This window comes from Streptomyces griseorubiginosus (assembly GCF_036345115.1).
Lineage (GTDB): Bacteria > Actinomycetota > Actinomycetes > Streptomycetales > Streptomycetaceae > Streptomyces > Streptomyces griseorubiginosus_C.
This window is the reverse complement of record NZ_CP107766.1, coordinates 3,213,189-3,226,292: the sequence shown is the minus strand read 5'-3', so window position 1 is coordinate 3,226,292 and position 13,104 is coordinate 3,213,189. Positions and strand designations below refer to the sequence as shown.

Genomic DNA, 13,104 nt, shown 5'->3' with positions numbered 1-13,104 from the left:
GCCTCAGGGACCGCCTTCCGGACAGCACGTCCGCGGTGCGGACTACGCGCCGATCTTCTGCTTGACCTGTGCCAGCGACGGGTTCGTCAGGGTCGAGCCGTCTCCGAACAGCACGGTCGGAACCGTCTGGTTGCCGCCGTTCGCCTTCTCCACGAACGCCGCGGACGCCGGGTCCTGCTCGATGTTGATCTCGGTGTACGCGATGCCCTCGCGGTCCAGCTGCTTCTTCAGCCGCTGGCAGTAACCGCACCAGGTGGTGCTGTACATCGTCACAGTGCCCTGCATGTCTCGCGCGCTCCTTCGGTGACTCGGGGAAGAGCTCGTCCTGTAGGGGAACGTAAGGGACCGGGGCGCAATTCCCGGCCCCGGATGCCCGGCGAGGTGACGCCTGCCGCATTAGTACGACTGCGGCCGGTTGCCTGTGGACAACCGGCTCACCCGTCTCCGCCGACCTGGCAGCATGGCGGTGTGACAGCAGCAACGCATTCCACGCTCTTCCCGCGCACACCGGACTCGGCCGACGCCGTGCTCGAAGGGCTCGACCCCGAGCAGCGCGAGGTGGCCACCTCGCTGCACGGGCCGGTGTGCGTGCTGGCGGGCGCCGGCACCGGCAAGACGCGGGCCATCACCCATCGCATCGCCTACGGGGTGCGGGCCGGGATCCTCCAGCCCTCCAGCGTGCTGGCCGTCACCTTCACCAACCGGGCCGCCGGGGAGATGCGCGGCCGGCTGCGCCAGCTCGGGGCGTCGGGCGTCCAGGCGCGCACGTTCCACTCGGCCGCCCTGCGCCAGCTCCAGTACTTCTGGCCGAAAGCCGTCGGCGGGTCCATGCCCCGACTCGTCGACCGCAAGATCCAGCTCGTCGCCGACGCGGCCGCCACCTGCCGCATCCGCCTTGACCGGGGCGAGCTGCGGGACGTCACCGGCGAGATCGAGTGGTCCAAGGTCACCCAGACCGTGCCCGCCGACTACGCCCTCGCAGCCGCGAAGGCCGGCCGCGAGACCCCCCGTGCCGCCGCCGAGATCGCCCAGCTCTACGCCGCCTACGAGGACCTCAAGCGCGAGCGGTCCGTCATCGACTTCGAGGACGTGCTGCTGCTGACCGTCGCCATCCTCCAGGACCGGCAGGACATCGCCGACCAGGTCCGTTCCCAGTACCAGCACTTCGTCGTCGACGAGTACCAGGACGTCAGCCCCCTCCAGCAGCGCCTGCTCGAACTGTGGCTCGGGCGGCGGGACAGCCTGTGCGTGGTCGGCGACGCCAGCCAGACGATCTACTCCTTCACAGGAGCAACTCCCGACCATCTGCTCGACTTCCGCACCCGCCACCCCGGGGCCACCGTCGTCAAGCTGGTCCGCGACTACCGCTCCACGCCCCAGGTCGTCCACCTCGCCAACGGCCTGCTCGCCCAGGCCCGCGGCCGCGCCGCCGACCACCGGCTGGAACTGATCTCCCAGCGCCGGCCGGGCCCCGAGCCCGTCTACACCGAGTACACCGACGAGCCCGCCGAGGCCGAGGGGGCCGCCCGACGCATCCGGGACCTCATGGACGCCGGTGTGCGGGCCAGTGAGATCGCGATCCTGTTCCGCACCAACTCCCAGTCCGAGACTTACGAACAGGCCCTGGCCGACGCCGGAGTGCCCTACCAGCTGCGCGGTGCCGAGCGGTTCTTCGACCGGCCCGAGGTCCGCAGGGCCATCGTCAACCTCCGGGGCTCGGCCCGCTTCGGCGGCAACGACTCCCGGCTCGACGACGCCGTCGACCTGCCCTCCCAGGTGCGAGCCGTGCTGTCGGGCGAGGGGTGGACCAGCGAACCGCCGGCCGGCTCCGGGGCCGTCAGGGAGCGCTGGGAGTCGCTGGCCGCCCTGGTGAACCTCGCCCAGGACTTCGCCGCCGCCCGCCCCGGCGCCACCCTCAACGACCTCGTGGCCGAACTCGACGAGCGGGCCGGCGCCCAGCACGCCCCGACCGTCGAGGGCGTCACCCTGGCCTCCCTGCACTCCGCCAAGGGCCTGGAGTGGGACGCCGTGTTCCTGGTCGGGGTCGCCGAGGGCATGATGCCGATCACCTACGCCAAGACCGACGAGCAGATCGAGGAGGAGCGCCGACTCCTCTATGTCGGCGTCACCCGCGCCCGCGAGCGCCTCCACGTCTCCTGGTCGCTCTCCCGGTCGCCCGGCGGCCGCCCCAACCGCCGTCCCAGCCGCTTCCTCGACGGACTGCGCCCCGGTTCCACCGCCACCGCGGGGCGAGCCGCCGCGGGCGGGCCCGGAGGTGTGGAGCGCGGCTTCTCGACCCCCGCGGGCGCCGCCCCGAGACGCACCCGGCGCACCCCGGCGCGCTGCCGGGTCTGCGGGCGCACGCTCACCGACGCGGGCGAGATGAAGCTGATGCGTTGCGAGGACTGTCCCTCCGACATGGACGAGGGGCTCTACGAGCGGCTGCGTGAGTGGCGGGCCGTGCAGGCTGAGCGCAGCGGACAGCCTGCCTTCTGCGTCTTCACCGACAAGACCCTGATGGCGATCGCCGAGGCCGTCCCCGACGACGAGCAGGAACTGACCCGGATCCCGGGCGTCGGCCTGCGCAAGCTGAACCGTTACGGAGCCGATGTGCTGGCCATCTGCGCAGGCCAGGAGGTCGCGCAGGAAGAAGACGAGGACTGATCCGAACTCGTCGGAAAAATAGTTTGCGCATGCCCCGGGAATCCCCATAGGTTCTTAGCCACGGGGACGGAGGCCTTCTCGGAGGCCCCGATTCCGTGTTCTACTTGCATATCCGTCGGACAGCGGCTCGCGCCGCAGTCCCCTTAGACGCCGAGAGGAGGCGATTGAAGTGATCAGCATCAACAGCAGCAAGGCCGTCAACACCGCCAAAATGACCGATCGCTCGGTCGTCTCCACGTGCATGCTCGGCGTCTCGAACCTGGGCACCGGTCTGTCCGGCATTCCTGCCGCGCGTCCGGCGTCCGCCCTGTCTCTCGCGGTCCTTCCCGTCCGTGAGCGCAATGAGCGACCGACCAAGGCACTGGAAGCAGTAGTGGCACAGGCCCATGCCTATGCCTTTGCGGCGGCCGGTGCCGGATTCCGGAAGCAGACGACGCAGCACCACCTGATGTGGGCCTTCCGTGGGCCAGAACCCTGGAGTGATCCAGCCTGATCATCGATCAGGCCGGCGCCTTCAGGGCCGCGGAACCCCATCCGGGATCCGCGGCCCTTCTGTTTTCCCCGAACGGGGAGAGCGGAGCGAAGGGGCCTCGGGACAAGAAAAGAACCCGGTACCAAGCCGACTACCGGTCCAACAGGGCCGGACCGACAGACGAGGAAGACGAACCGTGCAACTCGAAGCGCACGCCCCGTCCGTACCGCCTTCCGAAACGATCCCCCCGCCCGGCCTCACGGAGGACTCCACCTTGATCCCGCTCACGGCGCTCACCGCGCTCGACGACGCCATCGAGAACCTCGGCGTACCCGTCCCCTGCCGTTCCTACGACCCGGAGGTCTTCTTCGCCGAGTCGCCGGCCGACGTCGAGTACGCCAAGTCCCTCTGCCGCACCTGCCCGCTGATGGAGGCCTGCCTCGCCGGCGCCAAGGAGCGGCGTGAGCCCTGGGGCGTCTGGGGTGGCGAGCTGTTCGTCCAGGGTGTCGTCGTAGCCCGGAAGCGGCCGCGTGGCCGCCCGCGCAAGAACCCGGTCACGGCATGAACACCATCGCAGGAACGATCGACCGCCCCCTCACGAACGACCCCAAGAAGCAGGCCCCGATGAAGCCGTCCACCAGCGAGCCCGCAGGCTCCGCGATTCCAGACTTCACCACCACCGGCGCGATCGACTCGCGTCAGAACAGGACCCGAGAGATGCAACTCATCCCAGAAGCCCTGGCTCGTGCGCATATGCACGACCGGCTGCATGAGGCCGAGCAGGAACGCCGGGCGATCCGCCTGGCGAGTGCCCGCCGGATGCAGCGCCGGGCCGAGCGCGCCTCCATGCGTGCTCGCCGTGCGCTCGCCATGGCCGTCATGCAGTAATCCGACCCGGTAGTACCCCCGCGGGGGCCGGTCCGTCCGAACGGACCGGCCCCCGCGGTGCGTTGTCCGCACCGAAGCCGCGAACTCGGCTTATCGTCGAAGGGTGACGAGTGTTCCCGGGGACGGTGGCGACAGCGAGACGGAGCCCCTCGTGTGTGCCCGCTGCGGCACGCGGGCCGAGGGTCTCGTGCCCACCTGGACCTGCTCCGTGGAGAACGGCGTCCGCCAGTACTTCTGCGACACCTGCTCCCGGGAGAACCTCCGGTCCATCGAGGGGAGGCTCGACTCGGCCTGGTGGTAGGACGGGTCGGGCGTCACGCCTCCGCGGCCGACTCCTCCTCGCCGCTCTCGTCCTCCGGCAGGAACCCCGGGAGCCACTCCTCCAGTTCCTCGCGCAGGCGGACCGCGGCGCCCAGCTGGCACAGGACACCGATGGTGCTCAGGGTCACCCGGTGGATCAGCAGGTAGGCCGGGGGGAGGTTGAGCTGCTTGCCCAGCTGGTGGGCGGGGGAGCGCGGGTCGGCGATCCGGGCGGCCTGGCTGCGCATCCAGCCGCGGGTGAAGGTGAACTCGTCGACCACCGCCGGTTCGATGATCGGCAGGAGGTAGTCGAGGACGGCGTCCGGGTCCAGCTCTATCGAGTCCTTCACGAAGCCCTCGGTGCGCAGGAGTTCGTAGACCGCCTCGGCGTCGCCGTCCAGCGTCATGCGCAGGGACGTGCCGATGGTGTCCGGCAGACCCCCGGGGAGCCGGTCGACCGTGCCGAAGTCCAGGACACCCAGGCGCCAGTCGTCCTCGCCGTCGGGGCCACCGGGCAGGAGACGGAAGTTGCCGGGGTGCGGGTCGGCGTGCAGGAGACCGGTGCGGGCGGGGCCGGAGAAGAGGAAACGGGCCAGGAGCTGGCCGGCGCGGTCGCGCTGCTCCTGGGTGCCGTCGGCGATCACCTCCGACAGCGGGACGCCGTCGATCCACTCCGTGATCAGGACCTGCTCGCTCTGGTGGACCACCGCCGGCACCACGACGTCCGGGTCGTCGGCGAACTCCTCGGCGTGGGTCTGCTGGGCCTGGGCCTCCAGACCGTAGTCGAGTTCCTCCGAGACCCGGTCGCGCAACTCGTTGATGAGGGGCTTGATGTCGATGCCGGGTACGAGGGGCCCCAGCAGGCGGGCGAAGCGGCCCAGTTGGTTCAGGTCGGACAGCAGGGCCTCACCGGCCCCCGGGTACTGGACCTTGACCGCCACCTCGCGCCCGTCGTGCCACACGGCCCGGTGCACCTGGCCGATCGACGCCGCCGCGGAGGGCTTGTCGTCGAACTCGGCGAACAGCTCCTGCCAGTCCTCGCCCAGCCGCTCCTCGAGCACCGTGTGCACGGTGCGGGTGGGCATCGGAGGTGCCGCCTCCTGCAGCTTGGTCAGGGCCGCGCGGTAGGGACCGGCGACCTCCTCGGGGAGCGCCGACTCGAAGACGGACAGGGCCTGGCCGAACTTCATGGCCCCGCCCTTGAGCTCTCCGAGCACCTTGAACAGCTGGTCGGCGGTGCGCTGTTGCAGTTCGCGGCCGACGATCTCCGCGGACTCGCCCACGATCCGCTTGCCGAGTCCCCAGGTGGCCCGCCCGGCGAAGCCGAGCGGGAGCGCGGCGAGTTTGGCGGTCCGGGTGACCGCCTTCCGGGGAAGATCAGACATGCGCCCTCCAGGTCCCAGCAGGCCGTGGTGCGGTTGCCTTGCGGCACGACGTTCCCGACGACCCTTGCACCGTCATTGTCTCGTGTGCAGCCTCCTCCTTGGAGGTGTGTTCTCCCTTACCTTTCTCCGCGGCCCCGCACGGGCATGCGGAATGCGGCCACACCGGTCGCGCGTGCCAGGTCAGACCGGGCAGGGACACCTCCCAGCGGGCACCCGCGCTCGACGGGACCCGGCCGTCCAGGAAGGCGAGGGCGTGTGCGGCCGCCAGTCCCGCGACGGTCGTGGCCAGCGCCAGGTCGCAGGGGCGGGCCTGCGTGGGCCTGCTGCCCGAGCGCCACTGGGTGACCAGCCGGGGCCAGGCCCGGTCCCGGTCGGTCCGCGTCTCGTGCAGACAGCCCGCGCAGCCCGTCTCGCCCGGCAGGACGAAGGGGCCGACCACTCCGGTCGCCTCGACCACTCCCGCGTACAGATGGGGTGTCCCGGACCGGACGAGGGGTTCGGCGACGGCCGGGGCGGGCGCGTACACGTCGACATCGTCCCGCGGGGTGAGGATCACCAGGGAGAAGCCGGGGTCGTCCGCTCCTGTCGCGGCCCGGGCAGCGCGGCGCGGCGCACGGCCCGGAGCCGCCGCGGACACCGCCCGGCGTGCGGCCGTGTCCCTGCGGTCACCGACGGACGCGGCGGGCAGTCCGCCCGGGGCCACGTCCCCTGGTTCGACCCGGCCGTAGTCCCGCACGTCGACCTCTCCCACCCCGGCGCCCGAGAGCACCGCCGCCAGCGCCACGCCCACGCGGCCGGCTCCCCTGACCTGCACGCGCAGTGACCGGCGGGCGGCCAGCAGCCTGATCGCGTCGCCCGGTTCCGACGTGGTCAGGGAGAGGGACGCGAGGTCGGGCGCCAGCCGGTCGAGGACCTCCTTCTTGCCGCGCAGTGCGTCCGCGGCCGGCCCGCCGCCCTTCGCGTCCTCGACGAGCCCGGCCCGGGCGAGCCGGTCCACCAGCGAGTCGACATGACCCTCGGGAAGATCCATCCGGCGCGCCTCCTCCCGCAGCAGCGCGAGGCCGCGCGTGCCGTTGAGCAGGTCCAGGAAGCTGCCCGTCGCCGTGTCCATCGGGCCCAGCGTCATCGCGTGCGCAGGGGTCATCCCGAACTGCACGGTGTTGAGATCGCGCCAGCCGCGCCGCAGCGCGGGCTTCATCCGCGGAACCATGGTGTGTGCCGGCGGAACCACTGCTTCCATGACAGGCCCCCGTAGCCCTCGTAGATCATCCCCGTCCACCGCCGGAGCCGGGCGATGGTCGGTCGCGGTCCCGGCGGCGGTGCCAGCATGCCCCGACCCGGCCCACACGTGCCGAAAGTTGTCCACAGGTGAGGGCTGTTCGTCGTACAAATCAGACGCATGGTGGGCGATCGGAACCGAACCGTCCCGGAGTCGGGACTTCCCCCGTGTGCAGCGGGTAACGTCGGGGCGTGCCCGCCGACCCACTGCACAGCGCCGGAACGCCACAGCGCAGCACGACGAGCCAGCCGCCGAGCGGCTCGGGGGCGAGCGCGATCGAGGTGCGCAGGAGCAGCCGTCGACGCCGGACGGTCTCCGCGTACCGCGAGGGCGATCGCACCGTCGTGCTCATCCCTGCCCGGATGTCCGAGGCCGAGGAGCAGCGCTGGGTCAGCGTCATGCTCGACAAGCTGGCCGCGCAGGAGAGCAAACGGGTGCTGGGCGACGCCGAGCTCTCCGAGCGGGCCCGGCGGCTGTCGGCGCAGTACTTCGACGGCAGGGCACGGCCCGCCTCGGTGCGCTGGGTCACCAACCAGAACACGCGCTGGGGCTCGTGCACCCCGTCCGAGGGCAGCATCCGGCTGTCGCACCGGCTCCAGGGGATGCCGGAGTACGTCGTCGACTACGTGCTGCTCCACGAGCTCGCGCACCTGCTGGTGCCCGGTCACGGGCCCCGGTTCTGGCGGCTGCTGGAGGCGTATCCGCGCACCGAGCGGGCCAAGGGCTACCTGGAAGGCGTGGTCGCCGCGGACCGGTTGCCGCATCCGCCGTCCACACGCGGGGAGTGACCACCGACCCGAACGGGTTTTTGTACCGGATCTGTACCGACCTGCGTCGGTGTCGGACTTTGCCGTTAGCCTGTCGCGACGCACTCGCATTCGGGATGGGGGACGGTCGTTACGCATGGCCAGGGAATTCCAACGCGGCCACAAGGCCAAGATCAGTGACCTGACCGCGGGCACGGACCTGTACGTGGGCGTACAGATCTCCGGCCCCGGACTGACCTTCGACATCAGCTGCTTCGGCCTCGACGCCGAGGAACGGCTCTCCGACGACCGGTACTTCATCTTCTTCAACCAGCCGAAGTCCCCCGAGGACTCCATCCAGCTTCTGGGTGCGCAGTCCGGCGACACGGAGTCGTTCCGGGTCACGCTCGACCAGATTCCGTCACGGATTCAGAAGTTGTCGTTCACCGCGACGATCGACGGCGACGGCCAGATGTCGCAGATCGCCCCCGGCTATCTCCGGATCGTCGCGGGCGGCGAGGAAGTGGCCCGGTACTCGTTCGACGGCAGCGAGTTCTCCACCGAGCGGGCCGTGATGGTGGGCGACCTGTACCTGAAGGACGTCTGGCGGTTCGCCGCGGTCGGCCAGGGCTTCGACGGCGGTCTGGAGGCACTGCTGAGGAACTTCGGCGGCGAGGTCGCCGAGGAGGAGTCCGCACCGGAGGCCGCGCCCCAGCCCGGCGTCCCGGCCCAGTCCCAGGCACCGGCCTTCGCCCCGCCCCCGCAGGCCGCCGCGCCCGCCCCGGCGCCCTCGTTCGGCGCGCCCCCGGCACCCGCCCCGGCCCCGACCACTCCTGCCGCGCCGGCGCCCGCGCCCGCCGCGCCGACGAGCCCGCAGACGTTCACCCCTCCCGGGCAGACGTTCACCCCTCCCGGAGCACCTCCGGCGGGCCAGTACGCGCCGCCCGGAGCACCCCCGGCGAACCAGTACGCGCCCCCCGGCGCACCCGCCGGCCAGTTCACGCCTCCGGGCGCCGTCGCCGGTCAGTTCGCGCCCCCCGGAGCGCCCGGCGCGTTCCCCGGTCAGGCGCAGCCCTTCGGCGGCGGCACCCAGCTCGCCCCCGTGCCGCCGGAGGCGAATGTCCGGGTCGTCCTGACGAAGTACGCGGAAGCCCCCGTCGGCGACCGCTGGACGGAGCAGAACGCCAACCTGGTGCGGGCCACCCTCACCAAGGACGCGCCCATCCTCGCCAAGCAGGGCAGCATGGTCGCCTACCAGGGCGACATCGACTTCGCCCACAAGGGCTCGGGACTGCTCGGCAAGCTCACCGGCGCGCTCACCGGCCAGGGCATGTCCCTGATGCGCTGCACCGGCAACGGCGAGGTGTTCCTCGCCGACGAGGCCAGCCGGGTCTTCGTGATCCGCCTCCAGGGCGAGCAGCTCTACACCAGCGCCCAGGGCGTACTGGCCTTCGACGAGACCCTGGAGACCGAGGTCCGCCGCATCGAGGGCGCGGGACTGCCCGGCGGGGGCTTCTTCAGCATGCTCTTCTCCGGCACCGGCGCGGTCGTCGTCAAGACCCGCGGTGTGCCCGTCGTCCTCCCGGTCGGCGCGGCCACCTACGTCGACGGCAACGCCGTCATCGCCTGGTCCGCCGGTGCCCAGGCGGTCACCACGACCTCGCTCAGGCTGCGCCGCTCCGGGTACGCCCGGCAGACCACCGAGGCCGTGAACCTCCAGTTCCGCGGCGCCCCCGGCAACTTCGTCGTCGTACAGCCCTTCGAGGTGTGAGGCCATGGACTCCCAGACTCTGAGTGCGCACCGCGCCGCCGCGACCGGCGTCCGCATGAGTGTGCACAGCTCCAAGACGCTCAAGGTCACCATGGTCACCGGGCAGGACCTGATCGCCAAGGCCGGCTCGATGATCGCCTACGACGGCTACGTGCAGTTCGACGGGGCCCCCGCGAGCCTGCGCCGCTCGGCGGAGGAGATGGTCACCGGCGAGGGCGGCCGGCTGATGCTGGCCCGCGGTGACGGCGACCTGTACCTCGCCGACTACGGCGGCGACATCCTCGTCCTGCACCTCAACGGCGAAGCGCTGTCCGTCAACGGCGCCACCCTGCTGGCCTGCGACGCCTCGCTGGAACTGGCCATCGAGCCGGTCAAGGGGCTCGCCAAGCTGTCCGGTTCCGGCCTGACCAACCTGGTCGTCAAGGGCACCGGCTGGGTCGCCCTGGTCAGCCGGGGCATCCCGATGGCCCTGGACTGCGCCGAGCGCGAGACCTACGTCGACCCGGACGCGCTCGTCGCCTGGACGACCGGCATGGAGATGAAGGCCCGCCGCACCATCAAGGCGAGCGCCCTCATCGGCCGCGGCAGCGGCGAGGCCTTCCAGATCGGCTTCAAGGGACAGGGCTTCGTCGTCGTCCAGCCGAGCGAGGACACCGGCGACCGATTCAAGATCCGGGGCTGAGGGGAGCACCAGGCACCATGCACAGCACACTCTTCGCACACGTCCCGGTCGAGTCGACCGGGCGCTACACCCTGCAGAACCCGCAGCTCCTGAAGACCGAGGTCACCCAGGGCGGCAGCCCGATCCTGGCCCGGCAGGGCGCCATGGTGGCCTTCGAGGGACAGGTCGAGTTCGACAGCCAGTACCGCAACCGCAGCTGGCGCAATGTCGAGCGGATGACCGGCGAGGGCCTCGACCTCATGCGCTGCAAGGGCACCGGCACCGTCTACCTGGCCAACGTCGCCCAGCACCTGCACATCATGGAGGTCGGCCGCGGCATCACCGTCGACAGCTCCTACATCCTCGCCTTCGACGGCTCCCTCGGCGTGGGCATCGTCGCCGTGGACAGCGCCGTCGAGGTGGCCTCCGCGGGCGCCTACAACCTGGAGCTGTCCGGCTCCGGGCAGGTCGTCCTGATGACCTCGGGCGAGCCGCTCGTCCTCGAGGTGGGACCCGACAAGAACGTCTGCGTCGACTCCGACGCCGTCATCGCCTGGTCCACGTCCCTGCGCACCCAGCTCCAGGCGCCCACCTCCACCTCCGGAGTGTGGCGTCGCCGGGGCACCACCGGTGAGGGCTGGGAGATGCACTTCGGCGGCACCGGCCACGTCCTGGTCCAGCCCAGCGAGCTCCTGCCACCGCAGGGCATGCGCAACGGCGGCATGCTCGGCCAGTTCGGCATGCGCGGCAACTCCCTCGGGGGCAGCAACAGCTAGACCCCTCGAAGGTCACGTGTAAGGGGTGCCCGCCATTGCCGGGCGCCCCTTACATATGCGCTCACCGTCCCGCATACGGCGCTCACCGTCCCGCGCTCACAGCCGCGCGCGCGTCGCTTCCAGCAGTCGTACGACCGACTCGTCGGCGACCTCCGCAACCTCGTCGTAGGCGAACCAGCGCACGTCCAGGGACTCCTCGCTGATCGTCTCCACGGCCCCGGACGGGGCGATTGCCGCGTACTGCACGTCCAAGTGCCAGTTGCAGGGTGCCGGGATGGGGTGCCGGTCCAGGCGGACCGGGCCGCCGGGCAGCAGGGTCAGACCGGCGACGCCGGACTCCTCCGTCGCCTCGCGCACGGCCGCCGCCTCCAGGGAGACGTCCTGCGGCTCGCAGTGGCCGCCCATCTGGAGCCACATCCGCAACTTCTTGTGGAGGGTGAGCAGGACCTGCCCCCGTGACGGGTCGATCACCAGGGCGCTCGCCGTGAGGTGCCCCGCCTCGCAGGACTTCCACATGCCGTCCGGATGCGCCGCGAGATGGTCCAGGTAGGCCTGGCGAAGATCTGCCTGGTCCTCGTATCCCTTGAGGACCAGGGCAGCGTCGTCATGGAGGCTCACTCGGAGTCGTCGTCCTTCTTCTTGAGGTCGGGCTTCTCCGCCGCCTCGCCGAGCATCTTGTCCAGCTCGGAGAAGTCCAGCTGCTCGCGGTGCACGAAGCCGTCCGGGTCGTCCAGGTCGGAGGCGGTCGGCAGCATGTCCGGGTGGGCCCACAGGCCGTCCCGGCCGTCGACACCGCGCGCGTCGGTGAGCGAGGCCCACAGACGGGAGGCGTCCCGCAGGCGGCGCGGGCGCAGCTCCAGGCCGATCAGGGTGGCGAAGGTCTGCTCGGCCGGGCCGCCCGAGGCGCGGCGGCGGCGCAGGGTCTCGCGCAGCGCGTCGGCGGACGACAGACGCGGCTTCGCGGCCGCGTGGACCACCGCGTCCACCCAGCCCTCCACGAGCGCCAGGGCCGTCTCCAGACGGGCCAGGGCCGCCTTCTGCTCCGGGGTGTCCTCCGGCTGGAACATGCCCTGCTGAAGGGCGTCCTGGAGCTGCTCGGGGTTCTGCGGGTCGAACTGGCCGACCACGTCCTCCAGCTTGGCGGTGTCGACCTTGATCCCGCGCGCGTAGCCGTCGACCGCGCCGTACAGATGCGAGCGCAGCCACGGCACGTGCGCGAAGAGGCGCTGGTGGGCGGCCTCGCGCAGGGCGAGATACAGCCGCACCTCGTCCTTGGGGACGCCGAGGTCCTTGCCGAAGGCCTCGATGTTCACCGGAAGCAGCGCGGCCTTGCCGGCCGGGCCGAGCGGCAGGCCGATGTCGGTGGAGCCGACGACCTCGCCCGCGAGCACGCCCACGGCCTGCCCGATCTGGGTGCCGAACATGGCACCGCCCATCGAGCGCATCATGCCGATCAGCGGGCCCGCCATGGCCTGCATCTCCTCCGGCAGGACATCGCCCATCGCGGTGCCGACCCGCTCGGCGACCGGGTCCACGAGCTCCTTCCACGCGGGCAGGGTCGCCTCGACCCACTCCGCGCGGGACCACGCCACGGCGGTTCCCGCACCGGACGGCAGGGACGTCGCGTCGTCGAGCCACAGGTCCGCCAGACGGACGGCCTCCTGGATCGCGGTGCGCTCGGCGGGACCGACGCTCGCGTCCTTGGTGCCGTCGGAAGTGCCCTGGGAGACCGTCTGGCGGGCGATCTGCTTGGCCATGTCCCAGTTCACCGGGCCGCCCTCGTACGAGAGCATCTGGCCCAGCTGCTGGAAGGCGGCGCCCAGGTCGGTGGGGTTCAGCGACCCGAACATGGCAGCGAGCGGATTGTCCGCGCCGGGGCCGCCAAAGCCTCCGGCGCCGGGCAGGCCGCCGAAACCGAACGGGTTGTTCGGTCCCTGACCACCGCCGCTCTGCTGGTCCTTCTTCTTGCCCTCGTCGCCGTCGTCCGGCTCCTCCGGCGGAAGGCCGAATCCGAATGGGGTGTCACTCACGGGATTCCTCGGCTGGTAAGGCCACCGGTTGCCCCGGTGGCGCGGCTGCCCGATAACACCCCCCAGCGTAGACACCAAGGGCCGTGAGGGCCTCGGTGCTCCGCCGACTCTCCGCCTGCGGCAGGATGGATG

14 protein-coding genes are annotated in these 13,104 nt (G+C 71.3%); 9 read left to right on the top strand and 5 right to left on the bottom strand.

Translation table 11 applies throughout. From position 1 onward, the window contains the following. Positions 1 to 42: 42 nt before the first annotated feature. Positions 43 to 285 carry a mycoredoxin gene (locus OHN19_RS14385; RefSeq protein WP_123762935.1) on the bottom strand — a complete coding sequence of 81 codons (243 nt, stop codon included), beginning with the start codon at positions 283 to 285 and terminating at the stop codon, positions 43 to 45. A gap of 84 nt (positions 286 to 369) precedes the next feature. Here OHN19_RS14385 and OHN19_RS14380 point away from each other — a divergent pair, with 84 nt between their 5' ends. The 5 genes from OHN19_RS14380 (at position 370) to OHN19_RS14360 (ending at position 4,325) form a co-directional block, all read left to right on the top strand. Further along, positions 370 to 2,664, top strand: coding sequence for an ATP-dependent DNA helicase UvrD2 (locus tag OHN19_RS14380; RefSeq protein WP_330264569.1), 2,295 nt, complete (start codon positions 370 to 372; stop codon positions 2,662 to 2,664). 169 nt (positions 2,665 to 2,833) lie between these two features. Next, positions 2,834 to 3,157 (top strand): hypothetical protein, encoded by a 324-nt coding sequence (locus OHN19_RS14375; protein WP_330264568.1) that lies wholly within the window; start codon positions 2,834 to 2,836, stop codon positions 3,155 to 3,157. Between the two features lie 175 nt (positions 3,158 to 3,332). Next, positions 3,333 to 3,701, top strand: a complete 369-nt coding sequence (locus OHN19_RS14370) for a WhiB family transcriptional regulator (protein ID WP_020119791.1) — start codon at positions 3,333 to 3,335, stop codon at positions 3,699 to 3,701. After that, positions 3,698 to 4,024, top strand: coding sequence for a hypothetical protein (locus OHN19_RS14365; RefSeq protein WP_330264567.1), 327 nt, complete (start codon positions 3,698 to 3,700; stop codon positions 4,022 to 4,024). The genes OHN19_RS14370 and OHN19_RS14365 overlap by 4 nt, the downstream gene beginning before the upstream one ends. A 103-nt stretch (positions 4,025 to 4,127) precedes the next feature. Then, positions 4,128 to 4,325: a hypothetical protein gene (locus OHN19_RS14360; protein ID WP_330264566.1), complete on the top strand. Its 198-nt coding sequence runs from the start codon at positions 4,128 to 4,130 to the stop codon at positions 4,323 to 4,325. Positions 4,326 to 4,338: 13 nt separating this feature from the next. On the opposite strand, the gene OHN19_RS14355 is transcribed toward OHN19_RS14360, so the two are convergent. Beyond that, positions 4,339 to 5,709: an AarF/ABC1/UbiB kinase family protein gene (locus OHN19_RS14355; protein WP_330264565.1), complete on the bottom strand. Its 1,371-nt coding sequence runs from the start codon at positions 5,707 to 5,709 to the stop codon at positions 4,339 to 4,341. Further along, the gene (locus OHN19_RS14350) at positions 5,702 to 6,919 is read right to left on the bottom strand and encodes a TOMM precursor leader peptide-binding protein (RefSeq protein WP_330269610.1); all 1,218 of its coding nucleotides are present in this window, start codon (positions 6,917 to 6,919) and stop codon (positions 5,702 to 5,704) included. The genes OHN19_RS14355 and OHN19_RS14350 overlap by 8 nt, the downstream gene beginning before the upstream one ends. Before the next feature lie 260 nt (positions 6,920 to 7,179). On the opposite strand from OHN19_RS14350, the gene OHN19_RS14345 reads away from it, so the two are divergent. The 4 genes from OHN19_RS14345 to OHN19_RS14330 all read left to right on the top strand — a co-directional run bounded on the left by OHN19_RS14345 (position 7,180) and on the right by OHN19_RS14330 (position 10,942). Then, a complete protein-coding gene (locus OHN19_RS14345) occupies positions 7,180 to 7,776 on the top strand; it encodes a M48 family metallopeptidase (RefSeq protein WP_330264564.1) in 597 nt (198 codons plus the stop codon). Between the two features lie 115 nt (positions 7,777 to 7,891). Continuing rightward, entirely contained in the window at positions 7,892 to 9,505 is a 1,614-nt protein-coding gene (locus tag OHN19_RS14340) for a TerD family protein (RefSeq protein ID WP_330264563.1), read from the top strand. A gap of 4 nt (positions 9,506 to 9,509) precedes the next feature. Continuing rightward, positions 9,510 to 10,187 carry an AIM24 family protein gene (locus tag OHN19_RS14335; protein WP_330264562.1) on the top strand — a complete coding sequence of 226 codons (678 nt, stop codon included), beginning with the start codon at positions 9,510 to 9,512 and terminating at the stop codon, positions 10,185 to 10,187. Between the two features lie 17 nt (positions 10,188 to 10,204). Beyond that, on the top strand, positions 10,205 to 10,942 hold the full coding sequence (locus tag OHN19_RS14330) for an AIM24 family protein (protein WP_330264561.1): 738 nt from the start codon (positions 10,205 to 10,207) through the stop codon (positions 10,940 to 10,942). Between the two features lie 96 nt (positions 10,943 to 11,038). Here OHN19_RS14330 and OHN19_RS14325 read toward each other — a convergent pair whose 3' ends face one another. Both OHN19_RS14325 and OHN19_RS14320 read right to left on the bottom strand, forming a co-directional pair. Further along, positions 11,039 to 11,560, bottom strand: a complete 522-nt coding sequence (locus OHN19_RS14325) for an NUDIX hydrolase (RefSeq protein WP_330264560.1) — start codon at positions 11,558 to 11,560, stop codon at positions 11,039 to 11,041. After that, complete coding sequence (locus OHN19_RS14320) at positions 11,557 to 12,972, bottom strand: zinc-dependent metalloprotease (protein WP_330264559.1); 1,416 nt, start codon at positions 12,970 to 12,972, stop codon at positions 11,557 to 11,559. Before OHN19_RS14320 ends, OHN19_RS14325 begins: the two co-directional genes overlap by 4 nt. Positions 12,973 to 13,104 lie beyond the last annotated feature (132 nt).